The following is a 21263-nucleotide window of genomic DNA, read 5'->3' as shown; positions in this document are numbered from 1 at the left end:
GTGGGCCATGCTTCGAGGTGCCGGAGCGGCACACCGTGCCGCTCCGGCTGGTCGGGCTAGATGTCGACGGCGATGATGCTGTCGGGCCGGGTGATCTCGTCCGGCTTGACCGGGCCGGTGTCGGGGCGGCGGGCCGTGGCGGTCGGGCTGTTGGGCTGCCCGGCCTCCTGCCATCGGTACACCAGGTCGGTCAGGTCGGCGGCCAGCGTCGTGGCGTTGGGGCCGTGGGCGATGACGCCGAGGTCGTAGCTGGTCTCTCCGGTCTGTCGGAACGCCGGGTAGGCGATGGTGTCGGCGGTGAACAGGACCGCGCCGTTCCACCGGTAGGCGGGCTTGACCAGGCCCGTTTCGCGGGCGACGGACCCGACGCCGAGCCGCCCGAACGGCATCCGGCCGTGGACCATCATGTACAGGTCGAAGTGCCCGATCTCGGAGGAGTCATCGACGGAGATGGTGGTCCAGGTCTCGTGGCGCGGGTTGTCCAGGACGCCGGTCATGCCGGTGACGTCGGGCAGGTCGGCGGGGTCGTACTTGAGCACGACGTCCCCGGCCAGGGTCAGGTGCGCATCCGCGTGTTCGGAGGAGCCGCGCATCGGCACGAACCCGCACACCAGCGCGGAGTCGGCCACCATCTCGTTGTCGCTGGTCTTGGTGAAGGCGAACGAGCGGGTCAGGCCGCACTCGTGCAGGCGCAGCGGCACGACCAGCCGGCCACCGACGCGCAGTTGGGCCCACCAGGCGGCGGAGATGTCCCACGCTCCGGCGGTGACGATAATCCCGTCGTAGGGCGCGGCGTCGGCGTGACCGAGAGCGCCGTCGCCGCACAGCACGGTGATGCGGTCGGTGTAGCCGGCGCGGGCGACGTTGGCGAGTGCCCCGTCGGTGAGGTCCTGGTCGACCTCGATGGTGACCACGTGCCCGTCGGGTGCGGTGAGTTCGGCGAGGTAGGCGGCGTTGACGCCGGTGGCCGCCCCGATCTCCAGGATCTTCTGCCCGGGTTGGGCGTCGAGTTGTTCGAGCATGTCCGCCACGAGGCTCGGCGCGCTGGCCGAGGACAGTGCCGCCCCGGTGTCGTCGCGCTTGGTGACCCAGTGGGTGGGGGCGTAGACGTTGTCCAGGGGCACTCCGGGAAGGAAGTGTTCCCGGGGAACGGTGCGAAACACCTGCTCGACTCGGGGGTCGGTGAGGTATCCGCGCTCTTGGAGGATGTCGGCGAGCTTGTCGCGGAGCTGGTCGGCGTCGGGCGTGATGGTGTCGGTTGAGTCGTTCACCACGGGCATCCTAGGTTCGGCGGGACCGGCCTGGCGGGTGCCGGGCCGGGCGTTGTGCGGGGTGTCGGTGGGATCGGCGTGAAACACCGCCGTGGCCGCCGCGGCGGCCAGGAGTCGGGCGTCGACGGCGCTGATACCGAGCCGGTTGAACGTGAACAGAACGTGGTGGGTGAGCACCGCCCGCAGGTCGCGGGTCAGGACTCCGTGTTCGTTGAGGAAGCCCAGCGCCCGGCCCGCGCGTTCGTGCGCCTCGGGCCAGTCTGGAGTGCGCTCCAGTGGACTGCCTGCCGCCTCGCCCATGGCGATGATCATGCGGTAGACGGCGGCGGTGAGCTTAGCGCTTGCGGGGGACTGTCCCTCGGTCTGGCGGTGAGCGGCAACGCGGGCCCACACGTCGCCCTGCTCGTAGAAGTCCAGCCCAGCGGCCTGCATGAGCCGGGTCGCCAGGCGCACGCCCAGTTCGCGGCGCTGGTCGCCCCCGGCGGCGACATGGGCGAGGATGTGGCGGGTGTCGGCGGCGAACAGGGTGTGGGCGATCGTCATGCTCTCGGCGCCGCCGAACGCGTCGGTCTCCGGCGCGTAGACGGGCTCGGCGACCGCGCGAACCAGGTCGTGATCGGCGACACGGGCCAGCAGCGCGTAGAACGCCCCCAGGTACTCGCCCGGCAACAGCCGCAGCCGCCACGTGCGGCCCTTCCGGATGAACCAGCTCAACGCCGCCACGCCCGAGTCCTGCCCGGCGGCGAGCACCGGGCCGAGGTGGGCGGCGTAGCGCTCGGCGGCCTCGCGGTCGGTGAACGTCAGGTTGATCTGCCGCCACCTGCCGGCGGGCTGCCCGGCTGGCAGGTCGTCCAGGTCGATGTCCGGGTCGAGTCCGGTGTCCATGGTCTTCTCCGGTTAGTCGATGCAGAGGCTGGTCGCCCAGCGGATGTCGGTTCCTGTGGCAAGGGAGTGCAGCACCAGGGCCACCCCGGCGCGGCCTTCCAGCAGCCCGTCGCGCTGTTCGACCGCTGCGGTGGCGTGGCGCAGGAGCCGGTGCAGGACCGGGTTCACGTGGGAGCGCAGTGCACTGGATCGGGCGTCGAGGGCGGCGTACCAGACGGTGGCTGCCAGTCCCGCCCAGCCGTGACAGATCGCCGGATCGGTGATCTGGCCGAGCTGGTGCGGGTCTGCCAGGCAGCGAGTGAGGGCGTCTTCGGCCGCTTGTTGGCGGGCCGGGTCGCCGAGGGCGATGCCGGCGAGCTGGAGCGCGCGGGCCAGCCCGGGGGTGCCGTAGCACCACGACGGCCGCGCCGGACCCGCCTCGAGTGGTGTTCCGGTGCGGTTCTCCGCCCAGGTGATGCGCTGGGGCCACCACGGGCCCGCAGGCCCGGTCTGCCGCCAGCGGTCCAGCCAGGTACAGATCCGGGTCATCGCGGTGTCGTGCCCGTCGACGCTGACCCCGGCCCGGTGGGCGAGCGCCAGCAGGGCCAGGGGGCCGGCGATGCCGTGGGCCATGCCCAGATTGCCGTGCCCGCCGAGGATGCGGGGCTGGTTGCTCGGCGGGTCGCAGCTCCACCAGCCCGGCACGGCCCGCCCGGTGAGTGGTTCGGTGAGCCGGACCAGGTACTCCAGCACCTGCCGCAGCAGCGCGCCGTCCGGGTGGTGGCGCAGTTGGTAGGCACCGAGCCCGGACAGGCCGTGCACGAGGTCGAACTCGGCGAGGGCGGGCCGGTCCTGGCGGTCGATGCGGGCGTGGGCGGTGTGCAGCCGGCGGGCGGTCAACTGGTCGACTGCGCGGTCCAGGGTGGCGAACGGGCCGGGGAGCATCCCGGGGGCGGAGACGGCGATGGCGTGGGCGAGGGCCGGGGCTCCGATCCACAGGCTCGCGGTCTCGGAGGCGTTGATGTCGTCGGCCGCGGCGCGGGTCAGCCAGGCGCGTACCCGGTCCCAGTCGCCGTGTCCGGTCTGGGCCCGCACGCCGTGCAGGATTGCCACCCCGGCCGCGCCCCGTGACAACGATTGGGCGTTCCAGCGCGGGCTGTTGGGCGAGTAGTCGTCGGGTGGGTAGTCGGGTGCCGGTGGGGTGGCGAGGTTGTCGGTGATGCAGTCGGCCATGCTCGCGGCGGCGAGCAGGCGCGGGCTGTGGTCCAGCAGCGGCATCGCGCTCATCGGGCGCTCACCTTCCGTTCGCGGCGGCGGGCGGTGGCTAGGACGATCGACCGGGCCAGCCGGAAGGTTGACGCTTCGCCCGCCGGGTCGGGCCCTTCAGCACGCACGTAGTGCAGGTGCAGCAGGCTCGCCACGACCGAGTCGAGGGTGACAGCGGTGTCGTCACGGACTGAGGCGGCGTAGCCGGTGGCGGCGAGGTGCCGGCGCTGCCAGGCGTCCGCCAGCGCCGGGCCGCCGCGCAGCCCGCTCCAGGTATCCGGCGCGTCGAGGCGCACGGCCTGCCGCAGCGCCTCCCGGTCGACGGGTGCGGTGCCGGTGAAGGCGCGGTGGCCGATCAGCCACTCACGGCCGGCGGCCTGTCCGCCGAGCAGGTCGCAGGCGAGGGCGACCATGCTGACGGCCGTCAGCGCCCGCGACGGCAGAGCGGGGTTGCCGGCCACGAGCGCCAGTTGGGCGGCGGCTGCGGCGGAGTCGGCCACGAACAACTCTTCAGCGCGGGCCATAACCTCCCCGCCGCCGTAGCGGCCTGTCTCGGGGTGGTAGGTGTCCAGCGTCAGGTCACCGGCCAGGCCCTGTTCCCGCAGGGTGGCGACCCACCGGCCGATCCTCTCGGCGGCCCGCCCGTAGTCTCGGGTGTGCAGGCGGATCCGCAGGTGCGGGGCGGGGTGGCGCATCCGCAGCCACCACACGGGCGGCGGTTCGTCCCACGCGGTCAGCAGTACCGGCAGCGCCCGGGTCACCAGCAGCGCCATCACGCCCGGGTCGCACACCAACCGCGCCGACAACACCCCGGAGCCCGGCATCTTTGCCCCGGCAGGTCCCGGCGGCGGCCAACTCGTGCCGGGGGCGAGCGCGGCCGGCGCGGGGCCGGGCGGTGCGGTGGTGGCCAGCGGGAAGACGATCTCGCTGATCCGCCCGTCCAGCCACCCGAACAGTCCTGACCCGGCGGCCTCCACCACCGTCACCGGTCCCGCCGCCGCATCGAGATGGGCGCGCAACACAGCCCGGTCAACCGCTCGGTTCAGGTACAGCCGTAGCCGCTGATCGCCGGTGCCGATCTGCACCGTCTCCGGCAGGCGCAGCCGCCGCACCAGCAGCCGCCAGACCGCCGACCATTCTTTCTCCGTCGCGTCGGGGCCGGGCAGGTGTTCGGGGCTGACCCTCCACCGGGCCGCGCACAGCAGCACCCGCCCGTAGCGCAGCGCTGGGCGGAACGGCAGATGCCGGGCCAGGCCCCAGTCAAACGGCCGGACCCCGCCGGCCGTGGCCCGGGGCAGGTCGAGAAGGAACCGGACGAGCGGCGGCATGGTGTGCGGGGCGGCGGCGTGACTGATCGTCGGCTCCAGCACCCGCCGCCGCGACAGCGACACCAGCAGCAGCCGGCCCCGGTCGGCGAGCACCGCCAGGTCGTCCAGCGCGATGACGCCCCCGCCGTCGCGGTGTTCCGCCACACCGATCAACGCTGGCAGGATCTGCGGCGTACGAGTGACGTTGTCGGTGCGGATCGCCTTCGACGGGAACGACACCTGCACCGCCAACGCCCCGTCCACCGACACCGGCAGCCCAGCGAACGCGGCCTTCGCCCGCTCGGCGTCGGCGGCGTCGAGCACGGGCAGGAACCTGCCGGAGGTGGCCATCGCACTGCGGCCCATCCCCACCACCGCCAGGGTGAACAGCCCGGCGTCGAGCGCGTGGGCGGAGGTGGCGCGCACTTCGGCGCACAGATCCACGTGCGCGCCGGGCGGCGCCGGTGGCCCGTCGGCGAGGGCGGCCACGGCCTCATCGTCCAGCCGCACCTCCCGCGCCCCGTCCACCAGTGCCCGCTGCACGAGCTGGAACAGGCGTTCGTCGCGGTCGGTCATCGTGCGGGGCGCGTCGTCGGGCAGGGTGTAGTGCGACGGGTAGCCCAGCCCTGTCACCGGATCCAGCAGCCGGGCCAAGGGCACGGCGGTCCCTTCGCCGTAGCGGTGCACGAACGCCTCGCAGTAGGCGAGCCATTCCGGCCGACCACCCGGGTACGGCGACAGCCGGTGCAGCACGTCGGCGGCGACGGCGGCCTCAGCGGCGACCTGCTCGGGCAACACCACTCGGGAACCCAGCCTGCCAGCCACCATCAGGGGCTGATCTGCCGGAGCCAAAGCACGCATCGACGTCGCCACTGCACGGGCGTCCTCGTCACCGGGCAGCGAACCGGCACGTTCAAGGTCCCCGAGTCTGCGGTGTACCAAGCGCAGGTCAGGCACCAACAGGGCGGAGTCCGGCGAGGAAGCGAGCAGCGTGGGCAGGTGGTCCAGGAGGTGCGCGAGGGGGTCGGTGCTGGTCGATGGGGCACGAAGGGCGGTGACCAGCGCGCCGTGCGCCACCAGCTCGCAGACCAGGTGCTCGGCGCTGCCCTGGGGGGCGGAGAACTCGGCTTTGATCTTGTCGGCGAGGTCGCCGGCCAGGACCGGCGACGTGGCCAACCGCAGCGCCAGCACCACCGCCTCCGTGCGGCGTACGACCACCTCCGCCACAGGCCCGGCGTCCGAGTGCTTCAGGTGCGGCTGCCAGGGCACCACCAGGTGCGCGGCACGTGCGAACGCCAGGTTGTTGGTCTGGACGGTCAGGCTCATCACCAAGTCGACATCGGTCTCCAATCGTCCGATGACCGCCGCCAGCCATGCGGCATCGGGTCGAATCCGCCAGATGCCCTCCGCGGCGTTGTCCACCGACAGGTGCGGCCCGAAACGCACGGCGGCGACCCCGGCGAACGCTCCGAACGGGGTCGCTCGCCGCTCGGCCCGCACGGCGTAGCGGGCCAGCGCCAACGCGAGGCGCCGCAACCCGTCTCCATCGATGGGCACGCCCTCGCAGACCGCGTCCAAGCGGGAGGCGAGGTGCGGGCTGGCCAGCCACACGGCCCCGGCCAGTTGAGGATTTCGCCACACCCTCCGGATCCAGGTGGTCATCTGCTCCGGCAGGGACTGCCACTGATCCAGCAACAGGCTGTCGGGCAGCAGCCCGGCCCGCAGCGTCACCGCATCCACGTGTGTGAACGAACCGGTGCGTGGCACAGCAACCTCTTTCCTGGTCACGATTCTTTGGTGCGGCCGGCTCCAGGCGGTGACTGAAGCCGGCCGAGCCCCACTAGCAGTCGCCGGGCTTCTTGGTGTCGCAGTTGTCGTCCGTCGCGCTCAGCCGCGCGGCGGCCGGCGGGCCGTCGAGCACGACCGTCACGTCCAGGTCGAACGGGTCGCCGTCAGCGTCGGTGTAGGTCAGCAGGTCGTTCATCGGTTCCTCCAGATCAAGGGGTGGGCAGGCAGCCCCCGCAGCTACCCGCTCATGCCCGGTGTCGGCACTTCGACTCGTACTTCCTCGCCAACCCGTTGTGCTGGCAGCCCACGCACCAGCCGCCAGGCCCCGGGCCGTGCCGGGCGTGATCGGTCTGCCGTGCGATCTGGTGCAGTCCGGTCGCGGCGATCTGCGCGTTCCTGTGCCGCTCGGCATCGGTGAGCACCACCGACTTGAGGCGCTTCATGCCGGAGCCCGAGGTGTCGAAGTCTGTGCGCCCGGACGGTGGTTCGGCGGTTCGCGGTCGCCGTCGGTGAGAAGTCGGAGCCGGCTGGCCGGGCGGCCCAGATCCACCGGGTTGGTCAGCACCGTGATGGTCGCCGCGATCCTCGCCGCGTGCCCGGCGTTCACCGCAGTGCCCCGATGTGCGCCCGGCTCGTGACCGCCCAGTAAACCGCCGCCACGCAGGCGGCGCACAGCAAGAGGAGGAACACCGCCACGAAGAACGCCCGCCAGCGCCGCTGGGAATCGGTGGTGATACTTCTCGACATCTCCCGTCCTTCCTTCGTCATCGAACTTCAACCCGCCCGGCTCTCGACGGCCGGATGTGCATGGCCGAACGCGGCAGGCGGAGCTAGTGCGCGGTCAACACCCACCCGAACAGGTCCCACAGGTCAGACAGCCGGCAGGCGACGGCCATCAAGATCACCGAGACGGCCAGCACGACCGTCAACACGTGCCGTGAGCCGTTCGTGCCCCAGCTGGTCCCGGACCGTGTCATGTCCGGCTCCGATGGCTGGCGATCTGCACGAGGAAGTGCCGCCCGCATCCCAGGCAGGCCCGGTCCTCCAGGCGGGTGTGGCGCCCGGCCCGCACCGCCGCCCAACTCGCCGGCACCGACACCACGTCCGGATGCACACACCGGGGCCGCTCAGCCGGCGGTGCCGCCCACTCGACCACGGAACCATCGGGGCGTCGGCGCAGATCCTCCTCCGCCCCGACCCGTCGCGGTACCCGCCGAGGAAGACGTTCACCCGGAACGGTCAGCCGGCCCGGCACCGTGGCGCGTCCGATCGCCCTGCTCATCGCATCGACCAGATCGCCACGGCCAACACCAGCGCGTTGTCCCACTCCCGCAGGCAGTCCGAGCTGGTCGCCGTGTTGTGCATGAACTCCGCCAACCGGCGGCGGGTCAACACCACCGCCGTCCCCGAGGCCACGACGGTGCCGGGGGTGATCCGCATTCCTCCGTCCCGGTCCTGCACGATCATCGCGTCGGCGTTCGGCACGTACCTGGTTGCGAAGGTCCACAGCAGGCTGGCGAGATCATCGGTCGGCACACCGCGCCGGCCCCGGTGCTCGCGGGTCACGTCATCGCCCACAGCGACCACCCCCATGTGCCGTCGGGGCGCACCTCATACGTCCTGCCGAGCATCAGCCGCATCGACCCGTTGGATGTGGGCAGGCGCAGCGCCGGCTGACCGTCGAGTGTCACCAGGCGGGGCGCATCGATACTGCCGCTCGGGTACCTTGCAGCCGATCCGCTCCTGGCGCACCAGCCCAGCCACGGAATCCAGACCAATCGGGTCGTCCCGTCGGCGAGGTCCAGCCACTCCGCCACGGGTGCGGACACTCCCGGCGGTTCCAGGTGCACCCCGACGATCCGGTACCGGTCCCCGCCGATCTGCCGAGTGCACAGCGAACCGAGGTACTGCGACGTCACGACCAGCTCGCGGGCCGAGACCGCAGGAACGCCGGACACCGCCGCGGTACGGCGAGCGCGCCGGAGACCGGTCCGGGTGGTCACAGCGGTCCCTGTCGGCGCACCATCGCGGCCAACTCGCGCCGCCACAGGCCGAACCCGAGATTGTTGGACGGGTAACAGTAGGCGAGGTCCTGCATCCGGCGGCGGGAGACCACCAGACACAAGCCCTCCCGGTCAGCGGGCACCTGCGTGCCCTGCACGATCGACAGATGCCCGCCGGCGTCCTCGACCACCATCACGTCGGCGTCGGACCGATAGTTGATGATCAACTGATACAGGACGTCGCCGAGGTCGTCGTCGGTCGCCAAGACCCGTTCGGCCGAAGTCATCGTCATGTCGTCCTCCTGGACAGGGGCGTGGGAAGGCCGGGTGAGGCCCGGCCTTCCGGCCGGCGGGCACTAGTAGCCGATGGAGCGGCGCAGCAGGTCCCTCACGGTGATCACCTCCCCCCAGGTGTCGGCAGGGAGGATGGTGCCGTGGTCCGCGACCACAACGACCAGCCCTCGGTCTCGGGGCGCGCCTCGTACAGCAGGGCGCCGAGCAGGTCCACCGGCCCGCGCGAGGTCGGCACCACGGTTGCCGCCGCGCCGTCAGGCGTGACCAGCCGGGGCGCGCTGGCGTCGATCACGGTGTGCGCAAGTGCCGCGCCGCCGATGGCGCACCACCCGTAGTCGTGCAGGCGCTGCCAGCACACCGCCCCGGCGGCTGGATCCAGCCACCCCGGCACCAGCGCGCCGCTGGGTGGTTGCAGGTACAGGCCGACGATCGCGTACAGGCCGCTGTCGGGGTCGCGGTAGGTGTGCAGCGCGCCGAGGTAGACGGCTCGCACCGCGAGATCAGCGCTCACCACATCACCACCGCTGAGAGACCCGGCTGGCCGTAAACCGACAGGGGAGATAGTCGAAGGTTCGGCCAGCCGGGGGCTGCGAGGGAGGGAAGGTGACGCCGGGTGGCCGCAGGCGTCTGTGAGGAACTGCGGCCACCCCGCGTGGACGTGCACTCCGCCGGGCCCCCGGAGCGCTTGTGGGCGGGCCGTCCCCCGCCCATTGCCGGCCGCGTCCACGGCCGGGGATCACCGTCATCCGGGCCGCCGGCAACGGGGGGTGCCGGTGGCGTGGACGGTGGCGGCGGGAGGATCCCGCAGGCCGCCGAGGGGCAGTGCGTGGTGTGCTCCACGTGAACCTCCCTGACGGTGACTCGACAGTGCTCGATGAACCTGGTCTTCATAGAACTCAGAAAACGCGGAGCGAACTCGTGGGAAAACACGGAAATTTCCCGGACTCACCGCCACCGCTCCGGCCGCGCTGGTGAGGTCCTGAGAGAAGTCTCCGGGAACTTCCTTCCGATTCCGTGACCTGTGCGGGCGAGCTTCTTTCCGCACACAGAAAGTGATGACAGATCTCTGAGCTGCAACTTTCCGAGCATCGCATGAGTGATTTACCTCGCATGGGTGAGCTTTTCGCCCATGGTCGGGTTGGTGTCGATCGGGCTGTAGCGTTGGGCGTGCCGGTTCTCTTCAGGAGGTTTCATGTCCGCCGCCAACGGTGTCGCCAGTCTGGCGGCGCGGGTGATCGACGCCTGGCAGGCCCGCAGTGGGCGCTACCTGCTCGGTATCGCGGGCCCTCCCGCGGCGGGCAAGTCGACCCTGGCCGAGCGGCTACGCGACGAGATCAACAACAAGCTCGGTGAGGACATCGCGCAGATCGCGCCGATGGACGGCTTCCATCTGACCAACGACGAGTTGGACCGGGCGGGGTTGCGTTCCGTGAAGGGCGCGCCGCACACTTTCGACGCCGAGGGGTACGTAGACAGGCTCAAGTTGCTGCGCGACGTCCCAGAGGTCGGGTGGCCTGTCTATGACCGGCAGGTGGTCCACGAGCCGGTGCCGGACGCGATCCTCATCGGCCCGCAGACGGGCATCGTGATCACCGAGGGCAACTACCTGCTGCTGGACGATCAGCCGTGGTCGCAGGTTCGGTCGCTGCTCAACCAGGTGTGGTACCTGGACGCGCCGGTCTCCTTGGTCGAGCGCCGGCTCCTCGACCGGCACCGGGCGATCGGGCGCAGCGCTGAGGAGGCGACGGCCAAGATCGCGGGTACGGACCTGCCCAACGCCGAGCTGATCGCGGCCACGCGCCGCAACGCCGATCTCGTGTTGGACCAGGTGAAGTTCTAGCTAGACCGGGTACCGGTCGCGCTGGGTCGTCATCCAGGATCTGGTGCCGAACGACTCGCACGATGCTGCGGCCACCACGGAGGCCGCTTGCAGGGCGTCGGGGAACTCGTACCCGGCCGTCAGGTAGTAGCTCGCCGCGCCGTGGAAGATGTCGCCGGCCCCAAGCGTGTCGACGGCCCGGATCGACGGCGGCTTGATCACGTCCGAGCCACCGGAGGCCGATGACCAGCGGATCGGAGCCTCCCCGTTGGTGATCGCCACGTGCTGCACGCCGAGGCCGTGCAGGTAGGCGTGCACGTCACCGGCGGCGTCCGGGGGCGCGAACCGGTTCGAGCAGATCGCCACGCTCACGTGGCGCAGCAGTTCGGCGTGGCTGTCGCGCCACCGCCCGCCGTCGAACACGACCGCGACCCCGGCGGTGCGGGCGGCCTCGGCAAGGGCCGCGCAGGGTTCGGTCAGGTGCCCGTCGACCAGCACGACCCCGGCGTCTCCCAGCAGCGCGACGGGATCAGCGGGCGTGGGCGCGTGGGTGCGGGTGGCGTCCAGGGACACGATGGTCCGGCTCGCCGTCGACTGCGCGACGATGATCGACGAAGCCGGCGGGGCACCCTCGGCGTCCGGGGTCAGGTCGGTGACCTCCACGCCGTGCTGCTCCAGGTCCTCGCGCACCACCCGGGTCAGCCAGTGCCGCCCGAGCGACGTCGCCAAGCGCGCCGAACCGCCGAGGTAGGCGAACGTGACCGCCGCGTTGGTCGCCGGCCCGCCCGCCGCCGTGAACTGGTCCAGCGCGGTGGCTTTGGTGTCCTCACCCGGGTAGTCGGCGACCAGGTATCCGAGGTCGACGGTAGCCAACCCGACGAACAGGCCCTTTGTCACGATGATCTCCTTGGCTGTCCGGCGACGTAGACGTGCTGGAGCTGGGCACTCTTCTCCGAGTATCGCCGGACCCGAACCACGGCGACGAAGTCGGCCGCCCCAGCTCGCCGGTGCAGCTCGCTCCAGTTGGTGGCCAGGTACCAGGCCGCACCCGGCGTGCCGAGCGGGCCGAGCCCGGAGACCAGGAACCACACGCGGTCGGGGGTGTCGGGGAAGGGTCGGGCGCGCATCACGATCCCGAACTGCTCACCAGCAGTCGAGCGGTACTCCGAACCGTCCGCCAGTCTCAGGAACTCGCTGCCCTGCTCGTCGGGCACGACGGAGAACAGTGGGGAGTCGACGGTCTCCAGGTACATGTGCGTGCAGTCGTTGCTCGACAGGCCGAAGGAGATGATGCTGCGCGCCGGGTCGCGGACCGCGTCGGTGTCGGTTTGCAGGCTCCAGGAGACCCGCAGGTGGGACTGGAACAGGTCCACCACGTACACGAGCGCCCGCATGTCGTTGACCGCGGCGGCCACCGGCACGTCGATCCGGTGCATTCGGGTGAACGGGCTCTGTTCCTTCTCGTAGAGCAACTGTTCGTTGAGCCCCGAGACCGCAGTGCGTACCTCATCGGTCAACCGGAAGGTCGGGTAGACCAGGGAAGCGCCGAACTTGGCGATCTCCGACCCCACGAACTCCTCGAACTCACCCGCGACCACACCACCGTCAGCACGCTCGACAGCGGAGGACGAGCTGCCCAGCTCCATCATCTCCATCATCTGCCGGTCGTCACACGCCCCCAGGTCCGCAGAGTCGATCAACCGGTCAACATCGACGTCGTAGATCCGCGACAGCATCCGCAGAGCATGCGGCGTCGGCCGCCGCCCGCCATCAGGCCAGCGTTCGTAGTCGCTGACCCGCTGCGGCGTCATCGGCGCACGACCCGAAGTCTCCAACCGATTCCACGAGTCGGCGACCTCCTGCAAGGTCATCCCCGTCGCCCACCGCGCCGCCAGACGGCAGCGCGCCCGAGTTCGGGCCTGGAACACCCGCGCGATATCCGCGGTTGAATGGCCACGACCGACCAGATCACGCCGAAGCGCCTCCCGCTCGGCTTTGGTCTTCATCGGACGATTCTATGACCGATGTACCGATCACCTGCAACCTCGCCAACTCGTCGCGAGTTGTGTTCGCCCCACCAGCTGAGCATTGACAACGGGACGGGAAGCCAAAGTGTCGGTGAGCGACGACCCGGCCCACGACGCTTACGCCCGCTTGGGGGCGGCCCGATTCGGCATCAGGCAGCCTTTCGCCGACTCGCCGGTCATGCGCAACATGTCAAGCCACTGCCGTAAAACACGGAGAAAACACGGAGATTTCCCCGAGGATCGACGCTGACCTCTACCGTGGGTGCACTTCACAGTTCGGCCTCAGGAGGATCAAGTGGGTGATAGCGGGGTCGGCAGCCTTACGGTGGAGTTGCAGCGGCTGCGGCGTGTCGGGCTGGCAGATCTCGCGCATCGCCGCCAGCGGTACCCGCGCCTGCTTGCGGCGCTGGAACGGCGGGCCGGGCCGCTGCCGGCGGATCTCCTCGGTGGGCTGGCGTACTGCTCGGCGGTGTGGTCGACAGTGCTGGGCGAACTGCCGGATGCGCGGCTGCGGAATGCGGCGGAGATATTGTTCCACTCGGCCCACTACTCGACGCCGCCGACGTTGGACGACCGGCGTCGGGCGGCTGATCAGGCGTTTCACCCCCGCGAGTACGCACGGGAGCCCGACACCATCCAACGCACGCTGGAACGCCAACTGCTGGATCCGCTGCTGGTCGAGATCCTGCTACGAGACCCCGCCCGACCCGCAGGGGTAGCGGTCCTGGCCGGGCTGGATCTGGAGGACTGGGCCGATGATCTCGACCGAGCCCATGTCGCTGTCGGCCGGCAGGACTGGTCGGGCGCCGGGCTGCTGCTGGACCGGTGGCTGGGCCACCACGACCTGAACCTCCTCGGAGAGCATGGCGTTCAATTGCGCGCCCGCTCACTTTTGCTGTCCGGGCACATGCGCCGCGACCAGGGCCGCGTCGCCGGCCCCCTGTCGGCAGAGCACGCCTACCGCACCGCGAAGGAGTTGTTCACACGGCTCGGTCAGCCGCGCCGGGTCGCACAGGCCGATCTCCTCCTGACGGTGACCCGGGAGATGACCGGGCACCTAGCCCTGGCCGCTCGCCGGTACGCGGAGCTGGCCAACGACCCCCGGCTCGGGGCGCTCGACCGGGCGCACGCCCGGCTATGGGTCGGCACCGCCCTGACCAAGAACCCGCAGCCGCACCTGCTGCCGGTAGCCGTGTCGGCGATCGAGGACGCCACCCGGGTGCTCGAAGACCTCGGCGAGCCCGACGAGTGGTCGATCGCCACCCAGAAACTCGCGCTCGCCTACCGTGCAGCCGGCAAGACAGGTGCCGCCGTCCGCCACATCGAGATCGCCCTGGCACACCGGCCCACCGACTCGCCCCTCCAACAGGTCAGGCTCGACACCGCACACGGGCACATTCTGCTCTCCGACCCGGCGACCGCCGAACATGGCTATTGCGTCCTCGCGTCGGCCGAGGCCACGGCGGGTCGATACGGTCTATCCCATCAGGTCCGGGCCATCCAGGGCATCCGGGCAGGCAGTGGGCGGACGGCGAGAACATCATGATCAGTGACCAGGACTTCAAGGACGGCGCGACTCTCCTCGACTACCACCAGCTCGGACACGACCTGGAGCCGTGCTCTGTGGCGATCGTGCTCGGCGGTCACGACCTCACCGTCCCCGAGCACGCCGCAGACCTCTACCACCGCGGACTCGTCCCCCGCGTGGTCATCAGCGGCGGCCCCAACCCGACCACCCCGGACGCATTCCCGAACGGCGAGGCGGCGAAGTTCCGCGACATCGCCGTGCGCAACGGCGTGCCCAGCACGGCGATCCTGCTGGAGCCGGCCGCCACGAACACGGGAGCCAACATCACCTTGTCCCGACAGGTCCTCGCCGACGCTGGCACCGCACTGGAGTCGATCGGGTCCGTGCTCATCGTGTGCATGCCCTCGATGCAGCGACGGGCGTACGCGACCTGCCGTAAGGTCTGGCCCGAGGTGCGGGTGCTGTGCTCGTCGGCCACGATGACGTGGCCGAACTACCTCGACAGCATCGGTGATCACCAGCTCGTGCTGTCCAACCTCGTCGGGGACACACAAAGGGTCATCGACTACCCTGCGCTCGGCTACGCCATCGAGCAGGACGTGCCCGCCGACGTCCTCGACGCCCACCTGCGGCTGATCGCCGCCGGCTACACCTCCCGGCTGCCATGAACCGACAACCCGAGGTGGCCGCGATCCACCAACCCAACCTGTTCCCCCGTCTGTCGACCCTTGCCAAGCTGTACGCGGCCGACGCCTGGATCGTCCTGGACACCGTGCAGCACGCCGCCCGCGACCACCAGCACCGCACCCGCCTGGCGAACCTCGACGGCACCGAGACTCAGTGGCTGACGCTGCCGGTGCACCGCCCCGACGGTCGGGCGACGGCGATCGACGCCCTCACGCTCACCGACCAGGCCGGCAGCCGGCGACGGGTCCACAACCTGCTCGCCCACCACTACGCCAGCGCACCGCACTGGCCGCACGTGCGCGACCTCGCCGGCCAGGTCGGCGACGTCATCAGCGCGACCGGGCACCTGTCGACCATCTCCGCCGTGTCCACCCTCGCCCTGCTCCGTCTACTCGGCTGGAGCGGCGAGGTCCACCACGCCAGTGCCCTACCCACGCGAACCGGACGCTCCACACGGCTGGCCGACCTCTCCGCCACGATCGGCGCACACACGTATCTCTGCGGGCCGGGCGGCAGCCGCTACCTCGACTCGACGCCTTTCAACCAGCTCGGACTTCAGGTGCAGCACTTCCTCACTCCCGGCCCCGAGGACGCACAAGCCTGGACCGCCGCACGCAAGATCAGCTCGCTGTGGGCCATGGCGACCACCGGCCCCGACGAACTGCGGAACCTACTAGAACGCGTCCGCGCCGAGCTCAGGTCGGCCATGGCTCCGCCATGCCGATCTGCGCCCGCCATGGCGGGCCGGCTCCATCGTCCCGACGCGCTGGGGGCCGTCAAGCCGCGCCGCGCGAATGAGACCGACCCTGAACGGGTGGATGCGCGCCTTGACAGCCCCTGGCACGCGCCGGGCCTTTGATGGACCGTCCCGCCGGAATGGACGGGCTAGATCAGGACGGCGAGTCGATCCTTGTAACTGTCGATCTTGCTGTCGATCTCTTCCCGAGTGGCTTCGCTGGTCACGAGGTCGTGGAGTTCGGCGAGCAGGTCATAGATCTGCTTGCGGGTCTTGCGAGCCACCTCTTCGGTCTCAGTGTCGATGGTGTCGAGCATGCGAGGACCATCTCTTTGCGGTCCATTCGGCCACCATCTCACCTCATGCATGCCACTCCCGCCGGCCGAACAGGGCGGACTTCGCGAGTTCAACGCGCAAGAGAGATCGGATCGCCACCTGCCAGCTCATGTCACCTCGTGACGTATCGAGGTGCATGGCTTGCTCCCCCAATGCTCCCAGAACGAGTCAGGGCCTAGATCTCAATCAATGGAATCTAGGCCATGAACTGCACTTTCATCAGTAGCGGGGACAGGATTTGAACCTGTGACCTCTGGGTTATGAGCCCAGCCGAGCCGAGCTCTCCACTTCAGAGGCACAAGACGCGGCGCAAATATGGGCCAAACCTGATGACCGATCCGGGGCTTCGGTGCGCCTCGATCCCGAATCGTAGCTGGATTCCATCGCTTGAATTCCCCTAGTCCGCCGACCCTGTCCTCCAGACGGCTTCCGAGCTACACCTCGACGGCAGGAGCCGAACACGCACACGACGAGAGGCAGTGTGGCAGTTGCGAACCTGAGTACCTCCACTACAAGGTCAACGGTCCTGGCGGTCCAATCCAGTTGTCGTTTCGTGAATGGATTTTCGTAACAGGCACCAACGGGTCTATGCTTCTCGATCGGCTGTGTCTTCACGCACGGTCACCACATCGCCGCGACGGCGTTCCCGGGTTACCCGGGGCCACCCCTCGACCCGCCACGGCAGGGTTTCGACGTAGGGCACCTGTGTGCCCAGGACGAGGGATGTATAGCGATGACACTGGGTGGATCGCGCTGGTACCGAGTGGACTTTCACCTGCACACTCCTGGGGTGGATAGCTTCGCCGGCCTGGATGGCGTCAACTTCGACGATCCGGCCGACCAGCGTCGGCTTGCCGTGGACTACGCGGCCCGGCTGAAGGCCGCAGGCATCGAGATCGCTGCGATCACCGACTACAACGGGATTCGCGAGCCGTGGTTCAGCATGATCCGCGAGGAGGCCGCGCTGCACGGCATCGTCGTGCTTCCGGGAGTCGAGCTCAGCGTGGCCGAGGGCAAGAACGGCGTACACATCCTGGTGGTCTTCGGTCCTGAGACCGACCCGGCCCTCATCAACGAGTACCTGCGTTCGCTTGACCGCAAGCCTGCCGAGAACTTGTTCGAGGGGCGTCAGCACCGCGATCTCAACCTGCGCGACCCGCTGGTCGACGTGCTCAAGGGCTTGCGCGACAGGTTCGACTGCCTACTCATCCCCGCCCACGCCGATGACCGCAAAGGCATCGTGTCGTCACTCGGGCCGCAGCCCGCCGCAGCGGTCATCGCGGAAGCGGATCTGGACGGCCTCGACCACGGCAGCGCCTCGATGGAGAAGATCCGCAGCACCCGGGTGCCGGGCCGCTGGCTGCATTTGGCCCTGGTGGAGTTCAGCGACCCTCGCAACCTTGCCGACATCGGCACCCGGACCATGCCCGACGGGCGGTTGCGGGCCACGTGGCTCAAGCTCAGCTCACTGGAGATCGACGCCATGCGGCTGGCCCTGCATGACCCGCAGACCCGCGTGAGCACCACCGCGCCGACGGCTCCGTCCAACGGGCGCATAGTCTCGGTGTCCATCGAGGGCACCGGGTTCCTGCACAACACCACGTACGGCTTTGACGCCAACCTCAACACGCTCATCGGCGGTCGCGGCACCGGGAAGTCGGCCATACTCGAGACCATCAGGTACTGCCTGGGCATCGAAGCATTCTGTGATGAACTGAGCCGCCATGCTCTTGTCAAGCACGCCCTGGGTAGCGGCGGCAGGATCGAGCTGGAAGTCGAACGGCATAGCGACAACTGCCCGGCGCAGCGCTACCGGATCAGCCGGATCTTCGGCGACACGCCGATTGTGACCGACCACGAAACCGGGGATGTCCTCACCCTGGAGCCGAAAGAGACCTTCGGCCCGGACCACGAGCCGATCATTCTGCTGCAGCGCGAGATCGACAAGGTTAGTAGCGATCAGGCCTACCGGCGCCTACTGCTGGACCGGCTCATCGGCGACGACGTGCATCAGGCGGAGAAGGCGGTGGAGGATGCCTGCGCAGCGCTACGCCAAAACGGCTTGGACGTCCTCAAACACGCGACCGACCAGGCATCCCTGCCCGAACTCCTTCAGGATATCGGCAAGGTCGAGCACGAGCTCAAGCTGTACGAGAGCAACGGCGTGATGGACAAGCTGTCCCAGCACACCGCGCTGCTCCGCCTCCGCGACGGCCTCACCACTGCACACGACCTTTCCCGGGACGCCCAGGACAGCGACGCGGATTGGCAGCAGGGTCTCGGCCATCTGACCATGCAGCTCGACGAATCCCATACCACGCTGTCAGGACATGACAGCGCACACGCTTCGGCTGCAGCCGGGATCCTCGCCACGGTCAGCCAGGCGGTCCGATCCGCTCAGGAGCAGATCCTGGCCGCATTGCAGCCTGCTGAGGCCGAACTGCTCGGGCTCGTGGGCCAGCACGATCTGGACGCGAAGGAACTAGCCGGTGAACTGAACAAGATCAAGCAAAGCCTCAACACCGAGCGCCTGGACGCCGACCACGCCCTGTCGTTGTCGCGCCGCCTCGCACCCCTGCAGCGGCAGAAAGATGCACTCGACCGCAAGGTCCCGCAGTTCGAGGCGCTGAAAGCCACCCGCGAGGGGTTGCTGGACGACGTCGTCAAGCAGCGCGGGCGGGCCAGCAAGATCCGGCTGGAGGCCGCCCGGACAATTAACGCGCGCCTGTCCTCTCGGGTGGAGGTGGTCGTCACCGCACATGGCGACATCGCCCAGTTCGGTGACGATCTCAAACAGCTCCTGCACGGCTGCGGTGCCCAGGGCGCGGCTATCGAGGCCATAGCCCAGTCTGCGGTCGACGGCGCCTCGATCGCCAACGCCGTCCGCGAGGGCGTGGACGACCTCATGGAGCGGTTCGGTATCTCGCTCGCCCAGGCAACCAAGGTCCGCCAGTGGCTAGCCGACGAGACCACCGGGCGGCTGTCGGAACTGGAGCTGATCGCGCCTCGCGACAGGGTCGACATCGTCCTCCATGTCGAAGGTGAAAACCGCCCTCTGGACCGTGCCTCGGCGGGTCAGCGGGCCACCGCGATCCTTATGCTCATCTTCGCTGTAGACGACAGGTGCATGATTCTTGACCAGCCTGAAGACGACCTCGACAACCGGTTCATCTTCGATGAAGTCGTCCAGATGATCCGCGAGCAGAAGGCCACTCTGCCCGGAGGCACCCGGCAAATCATCGCCGCCACTCACAACCCGAACATCCCGGTGCTCGGCGATGCCGAACTCGTCGTCGTCCTCGACGCCACCGGTAGCCGGATCCAAACCCTGGCACAGGGCTCCATCGACTCCCCCGACATCCGCAAACACGTCCGGCAGGTTCTCGAAGGCGGTGAGGAAGCCTTCAACCGCCGCTTCCAGATCTACGGCGGGATGCGAGTCAGAGCCGCCCCGCAAGCGTTCAACCCACTCGCCAGCTCCGCCCTCCTGCAGCCGGCCACGGTTGGGACGGGCCCATCCTCCCGGCCCGCTGGCGTCGGTCAAGGCCCGCGGGTGCCGGTCTGCCCCGTTGTCGGAGTCTGTGAGCGCGCCTTGACGGCCGCTGGCGCGTGCCGGGAGTGTGCTGGGCCGTCCCGCCCGGGCCGGCCGGGTCAGATCAGTCCCGCGAGTCGGTCCTTGTAGCCCTCGATCTTGGCTCCGATCTCTTCCCTGCTGGTTTCGCTGGTGACGAGTTCTTGGAGTTCGGAGAGCAGGTCGTAGGTCTGCTTGCGAGTCTTGCGGGCGACTTCTTCGGTCTCGGTGTCGATGGTGTCGACCATGACGCCGACCCGGCGTAGCAGTTCCTGCTTCACGTCGAGGGACCGTTGCGCTTCGGCGGGCAGGGTGATGGCGGCGATCTGCCGGAAGTGGCGTTCGTCGATGCCATCAGGGACGGCCTGACCTCGGATCCAGCGCAGCAGTACGCTGCGGTCGAGCACGACGCCGGGTGCGACCTCGATCCCTTCGTCGCCCTCGGGCAGGAGGAGGGACTCGGGTGGGACGCCGAGCACGTAGGCCAGGCGTAACCACTCCTCCACGGTGGTGGGGGTCTTGCGCCGGCCTGACTCGATGTTCATCAGCACGGTGTGGCTAAGCGCCGGGTCGTCGTAGCGGGCGGCGGCGTCTTCCGCGGTCAGGTTGAGCCGGCGTCGCTCGCGGCGGATCGCCTCGCCGGTTATCGCTCCCACTGTCCGACTCACCGCACGCCTCCGACCTGGCTACTTGTCATTTCCGCAAGTATAAGGCTGTTTCATTGACGAGCGAACGCTACCACGCCGATGCTACTTCCCATCCAAGTAAGCAATTCAAGTAATTGTTTATCAAAATGGCAAGTAGCGAGGTAAGCGATGCGGCAACTAGCACGAGACCGGATGTGGACCCACGAGGAGACGGCCACCTACCTGGGCGTCGAGCCGCAGACGCTGTACTTCCTCAACCACAAGGGCACCGGCCCCCGTCGGTACAAGGTCGGCAAGTACTGCCGCTACCGGCCCGCCGAGGTCGACGCGTGGCTTGAGTCGCAGTGCGCCGACCGATGAACACCACGGTCGCAGGGTTCCGCCTGCACTACATGGACGACTCTGGCTCCGCCGCCTCCGGCATCGCCAGCTTCACGTGGCTCCAGCTCCATCCGGCCGCCTGGGTCGACGCCGAGCAAGCCTGGTCGACATTCCGCGCCGAACTGGCCGAACGCCACGCGATCCCGGCCCACGCCCGGCTGCACGCCACCGAACTGGCGTCGGGTCGACGCAGCCCTTCACTTGACCCCAACTGGGATGTCGCAGCACTCGGCGTCGACGTCATCCGCGAAGCTCTCGAAGTGGTCGCCGCGATCCCCGAGGTCGCCGTCGCCACCGTCTACCGCCGGGCCGGCGCCGCGGGGCACGCTACGGCCAAGAAGGGCCTCTACGAGACGCTCGTACACGCCCTCGACGCCGACCTGCGCGCCACCGGGCAGACCGGGATCGTGTTCATGGACGGCGACGGCAGCGACACCTCCTACCGCGCCGCCCACCAGACCCTCCCGCCAGGCCGGCACCTCATCGAAGCGCCCGTGTTCCGGCACGCCGCCGCCGACCAATGGGTCCAGATGGCCGACATCGCCGCCTGGTCGGCGTTCCAGACCCTGCGCCACCGCGCCCATCGCGGACGACGGATGTGGTCCTGGTACCCGACCATCCTCGGCCCCGTTGACCTACACCACGGCCCCCGCCCGCTGTAGACGCGCCTCACGTCCTCGCGACCTCCCGCCCAGGCCGCATACCCGATCCAGTCCGCGCCCCGGCATGACGCCGACG

At 69.3% G+C, this 21263-nt stretch carries 22 protein-coding genes; 7 read left to right on the top strand and 15 right to left on the bottom strand.

The annotated features are described in order from the left end of the window. Nucleotides 1-56: 56 nt before the first annotated feature. From fxlM to AB0M43_RS34725, 11 genes are all read right to left on the bottom strand, one after another. On the bottom strand, nucleotides 57-2156 hold the full coding sequence (gene fxlM, locus AB0M43_RS34775; protein WP_363730922.1) for a methyltransferase, FxLD system: 2100 nt from the start codon (nucleotides 2154-2156) through the stop codon (nucleotides 57-59). Nucleotides 2157-2168: 12 nt separating this feature from the next. After that, on the bottom strand, nucleotides 2169-3422 hold the full coding sequence (locus tag AB0M43_RS34770) for a lanthionine synthetase C family protein (RefSeq protein ID WP_363730921.1): 1254 nt from the start codon (nucleotides 3420-3422) through the stop codon (nucleotides 2169-2171). Next, nucleotides 3419-6448, bottom strand: a complete 3030-nt coding sequence (locus AB0M43_RS34765) for a lantibiotic dehydratase (protein ID WP_363730918.1) — start codon at nucleotides 6446-6448, stop codon at nucleotides 3419-3421. The genes AB0M43_RS34770 and AB0M43_RS34765 overlap by 4 nt, the downstream gene beginning before the upstream one ends. A gap of 100 nt (nucleotides 6449-6548) precedes the next feature. Further along, complete coding sequence (locus AB0M43_RS34760) at nucleotides 6549-6692, bottom strand: FxLD family lanthipeptide (RefSeq protein ID WP_363730915.1); 144 nt, start codon at nucleotides 6690-6692, stop codon at nucleotides 6549-6551. A gap of 49 nt (nucleotides 6693-6741) precedes the next feature. Next, complete coding sequence (locus AB0M43_RS34755; protein WP_363730913.1) at nucleotides 6742-6939, bottom strand: hypothetical protein; 198 nt, start codon at nucleotides 6937-6939, stop codon at nucleotides 6742-6744. A 160-nt stretch (nucleotides 6940-7099) separates the two neighbouring features. After that, a complete protein-coding gene (locus AB0M43_RS34750) occupies nucleotides 7100-7243 on the bottom strand; it encodes a hypothetical protein (protein ID WP_363730912.1) in 144 nt (47 codons plus the stop codon). A gap of 83 nt (nucleotides 7244-7326) precedes the next feature. Continuing rightward, complete coding sequence (locus AB0M43_RS34745; RefSeq protein WP_363730909.1) at nucleotides 7327-7473, bottom strand: hypothetical protein; 147 nt, start codon at nucleotides 7471-7473, stop codon at nucleotides 7327-7329. 301 nt (nucleotides 7474-7774) lie between these two features. Then, a complete protein-coding gene (locus AB0M43_RS34740) occupies nucleotides 7775-8074 on the bottom strand; it encodes a hypothetical protein (RefSeq protein ID WP_363730907.1) in 300 nt (99 codons plus the stop codon). Then, complete coding sequence (locus AB0M43_RS34735; RefSeq protein WP_363730904.1) at nucleotides 8059-8499, bottom strand: hypothetical protein; 441 nt, start codon at nucleotides 8497-8499, stop codon at nucleotides 8059-8061. Before AB0M43_RS34735 ends, AB0M43_RS34740 begins: the two co-directional genes overlap by 16 nt. After that, a complete protein-coding gene (locus AB0M43_RS34730; RefSeq protein WP_363730901.1) occupies nucleotides 8496-8792 on the bottom strand; it encodes a hypothetical protein in 297 nt (98 codons plus the stop codon). The genes AB0M43_RS34735 and AB0M43_RS34730 overlap by 4 nt, the downstream gene beginning before the upstream one ends. 104 nt (nucleotides 8793-8896) lie before the next feature. Next, nucleotides 8897-9304, bottom strand: a complete 408-nt coding sequence (locus AB0M43_RS34725) for a hypothetical protein (protein WP_363730899.1) — start codon at nucleotides 9302-9304, stop codon at nucleotides 8897-8899. 681 nt (nucleotides 9305-9985) lie between these two features. Between AB0M43_RS34725 and AB0M43_RS34720 the strand changes: the two genes are divergently transcribed. Further along, complete coding sequence (locus AB0M43_RS34720; RefSeq protein WP_363730898.1) at nucleotides 9986-10633, top strand: nucleoside/nucleotide kinase family protein; 648 nt, start codon at nucleotides 9986-9988, stop codon at nucleotides 10631-10633. On the opposite strand, the gene AB0M43_RS34715 is transcribed toward AB0M43_RS34720, so the two are convergent. Then, nucleotides 10634-11509: a PfkB family carbohydrate kinase gene (locus AB0M43_RS34715; protein ID WP_363730896.1), complete on the bottom strand. Its 876-nt coding sequence runs from the start codon at nucleotides 11507-11509 to the stop codon at nucleotides 10634-10636. After that, nucleotides 11506-12618: a hypothetical protein gene (locus AB0M43_RS34710; protein WP_363730894.1), complete on the bottom strand. Its 1113-nt coding sequence runs from the start codon at nucleotides 12616-12618 to the stop codon at nucleotides 11506-11508. The genes AB0M43_RS34715 and AB0M43_RS34710 overlap by 4 nt, the downstream gene beginning before the upstream one ends. A gap of 346 nt (nucleotides 12619-12964) precedes the next feature. Here AB0M43_RS34710 and AB0M43_RS34705 point away from each other — a divergent pair, with 346 nt between their 5' ends. The 3 genes from AB0M43_RS34705 to AB0M43_RS34695 are packed head-to-tail and all read left to right on the top strand — an operon-like array spanning nucleotide 12965 to nucleotide 15713. Next, nucleotides 12965-14185: a hypothetical protein gene (locus tag AB0M43_RS34705; protein ID WP_363730892.1), complete on the top strand. Its 1221-nt coding sequence runs from the start codon at nucleotides 12965-12967 to the stop codon at nucleotides 14183-14185. Then, nucleotides 14182-14835 (top strand): YdcF family protein, encoded by a 654-nt coding sequence (locus AB0M43_RS34700; RefSeq protein ID WP_363730889.1) that lies wholly within the window; start codon nucleotides 14182-14184, stop codon nucleotides 14833-14835. The genes AB0M43_RS34705 and AB0M43_RS34700 overlap by 4 nt, the downstream gene beginning before the upstream one ends. A 14-nt stretch (nucleotides 14836-14849) precedes the next feature. Then, nucleotides 14850-15713 carry a WbqC family protein gene (locus AB0M43_RS34695; protein ID WP_363730888.1) on the top strand — a complete coding sequence of 288 codons (864 nt, stop codon included), beginning with the start codon at nucleotides 14850-14852 and terminating at the stop codon, nucleotides 15711-15713. Between the two features lie 26 nt (nucleotides 15714-15739). On the opposite strand, the gene AB0M43_RS34690 is transcribed toward AB0M43_RS34695, so the two are convergent. Continuing rightward, nucleotides 15740-15907 (bottom strand): hypothetical protein, encoded by a 168-nt coding sequence (locus AB0M43_RS34690; protein WP_363730886.1) that lies wholly within the window; start codon nucleotides 15905-15907, stop codon nucleotides 15740-15742. Between the two features lie 752 nt (nucleotides 15908-16659). On the opposite strand from AB0M43_RS34690, the gene AB0M43_RS34685 reads away from it, so the two are divergent. Next, nucleotides 16660-19608, top strand: a complete 2949-nt coding sequence (locus tag AB0M43_RS34685) for a TrlF family AAA-like ATPase (RefSeq protein ID WP_363730884.1) — start codon at nucleotides 16660-16662, stop codon at nucleotides 19606-19608. Here the strand turns inward: AB0M43_RS34685 and AB0M43_RS34680 are convergent. Next, nucleotides 19578-20153 (bottom strand): helix-turn-helix transcriptional regulator, encoded by a 576-nt coding sequence (locus tag AB0M43_RS34680; RefSeq protein ID WP_363730881.1) that lies wholly within the window; start codon nucleotides 20151-20153, stop codon nucleotides 19578-19580. The genes AB0M43_RS34685 and AB0M43_RS34680 overlap by 31 nt on opposite strands. Before the next feature lie 183 nt (nucleotides 20154-20336). On the opposite strand from AB0M43_RS34680, the gene AB0M43_RS34675 reads away from it, so the two are divergent. After that, nucleotides 20337-20504 (top strand): helix-turn-helix domain-containing protein, encoded by a 168-nt coding sequence (locus tag AB0M43_RS34675; protein WP_363730879.1) that lies wholly within the window; start codon nucleotides 20337-20339, stop codon nucleotides 20502-20504. Continuing rightward, the gene (locus AB0M43_RS34670) at nucleotides 20501-21187 is read left to right on the top strand and encodes a hypothetical protein (protein ID WP_363730878.1); all 687 of its coding nucleotides are present in this window, start codon (nucleotides 20501-20503) and stop codon (nucleotides 21185-21187) included. Before AB0M43_RS34675 ends, AB0M43_RS34670 begins: the two co-directional genes overlap by 4 nt. The last annotated feature ends 76 nt before the right edge of the window (nucleotides 21188-21263 follow it).

This window comes from Longispora sp. NPDC051575, assembly GCF_040681875.1.
Classification (GTDB): Bacteria; Actinomycetota; Actinomycetes; order Mycobacteriales; family Micromonosporaceae; genus Longispora.
The sequence above is the reverse complement of the archived record's forward strand: the minus strand, read 5'-3'. Positions and strand labels throughout refer to the sequence as shown.

Excerpts from the sequence above, each read along its gene's own strand:
- fxlM (WP_363730922.1), bottom strand. The coding sequence starts at position 2,156 with ATGGACACCGGACTCGACCCGGACATCGACCTGGACGACCTGCCAGCC.
- AB0M43_RS34770 (WP_363730921.1), bottom strand. The coding sequence starts at position 3,422 with ATGAGCGCGATGCCGCTGCTGGACCACAGCCCGCGCCTGCTCGCCGCC.
- AB0M43_RS34760 (WP_363730915.1), bottom strand. The coding sequence starts at position 6,692 with ATGAACGACCTGCTGACCTACACCGACGCTGACGGCGACCCGTTCGAC.
- AB0M43_RS34755 (WP_363730913.1), bottom strand. The coding sequence starts at position 6,939 with ATGAAGCGCCTCAAGTCGGTGGTGCTCACCGATGCCGAGCGGCACAGG.
- AB0M43_RS34750 (WP_363730912.1), bottom strand. The coding sequence starts at position 7,243 with ATGTCGAGAAGTATCACCACCGATTCCCAGCGGCGCTGGCGGGCGTTC.
- AB0M43_RS34745 (WP_363730909.1), bottom strand. The coding sequence starts at position 7,473 with ATGACACGGTCCGGGACCAGCTGGGGCACGAACGGCTCACGGCACGTG.
- AB0M43_RS34730 (WP_363730901.1), bottom strand. The coding sequence starts at position 8,792 with ATGACGATGACTTCGGCCGAACGGGTCTTGGCGACCGACGACGACCTC.
- AB0M43_RS34720 (WP_363730898.1), top strand. The coding sequence starts at position 9,986 with ATGTCCGCCGCCAACGGTGTCGCCAGTCTGGCGGCGCGGGTGATCGAC.
- AB0M43_RS34710 (WP_363730894.1), bottom strand. The coding sequence starts at position 12,618 with ATGAAGACCAAAGCCGAGCGGGAGGCGCTTCGGCGTGATCTGGTCGGT.
- AB0M43_RS34700 (WP_363730889.1), top strand. The coding sequence starts at position 14,182 with ATGATCAGTGACCAGGACTTCAAGGACGGCGCGACTCTCCTCGACTAC.
- AB0M43_RS34690 (WP_363730886.1), bottom strand. The coding sequence starts at position 15,907 with ATGCTCGACACCATCGACACTGAGACCGAAGAGGTGGCTCGCAAGACC.
- AB0M43_RS34685 (WP_363730884.1), top strand. The coding sequence starts at position 16,660 with ATGACACTGGGTGGATCGCGCTGGTACCGAGTGGACTTTCACCTGCAC.
- AB0M43_RS34675 (WP_363730879.1), top strand. The coding sequence starts at position 20,337 with ATGTGGACCCACGAGGAGACGGCCACCTACCTGGGCGTCGAGCCGCAG.
- AB0M43_RS34670 (WP_363730878.1), top strand. The coding sequence starts at position 20,501 with ATGAACACCACGGTCGCAGGGTTCCGCCTGCACTACATGGACGACTCT.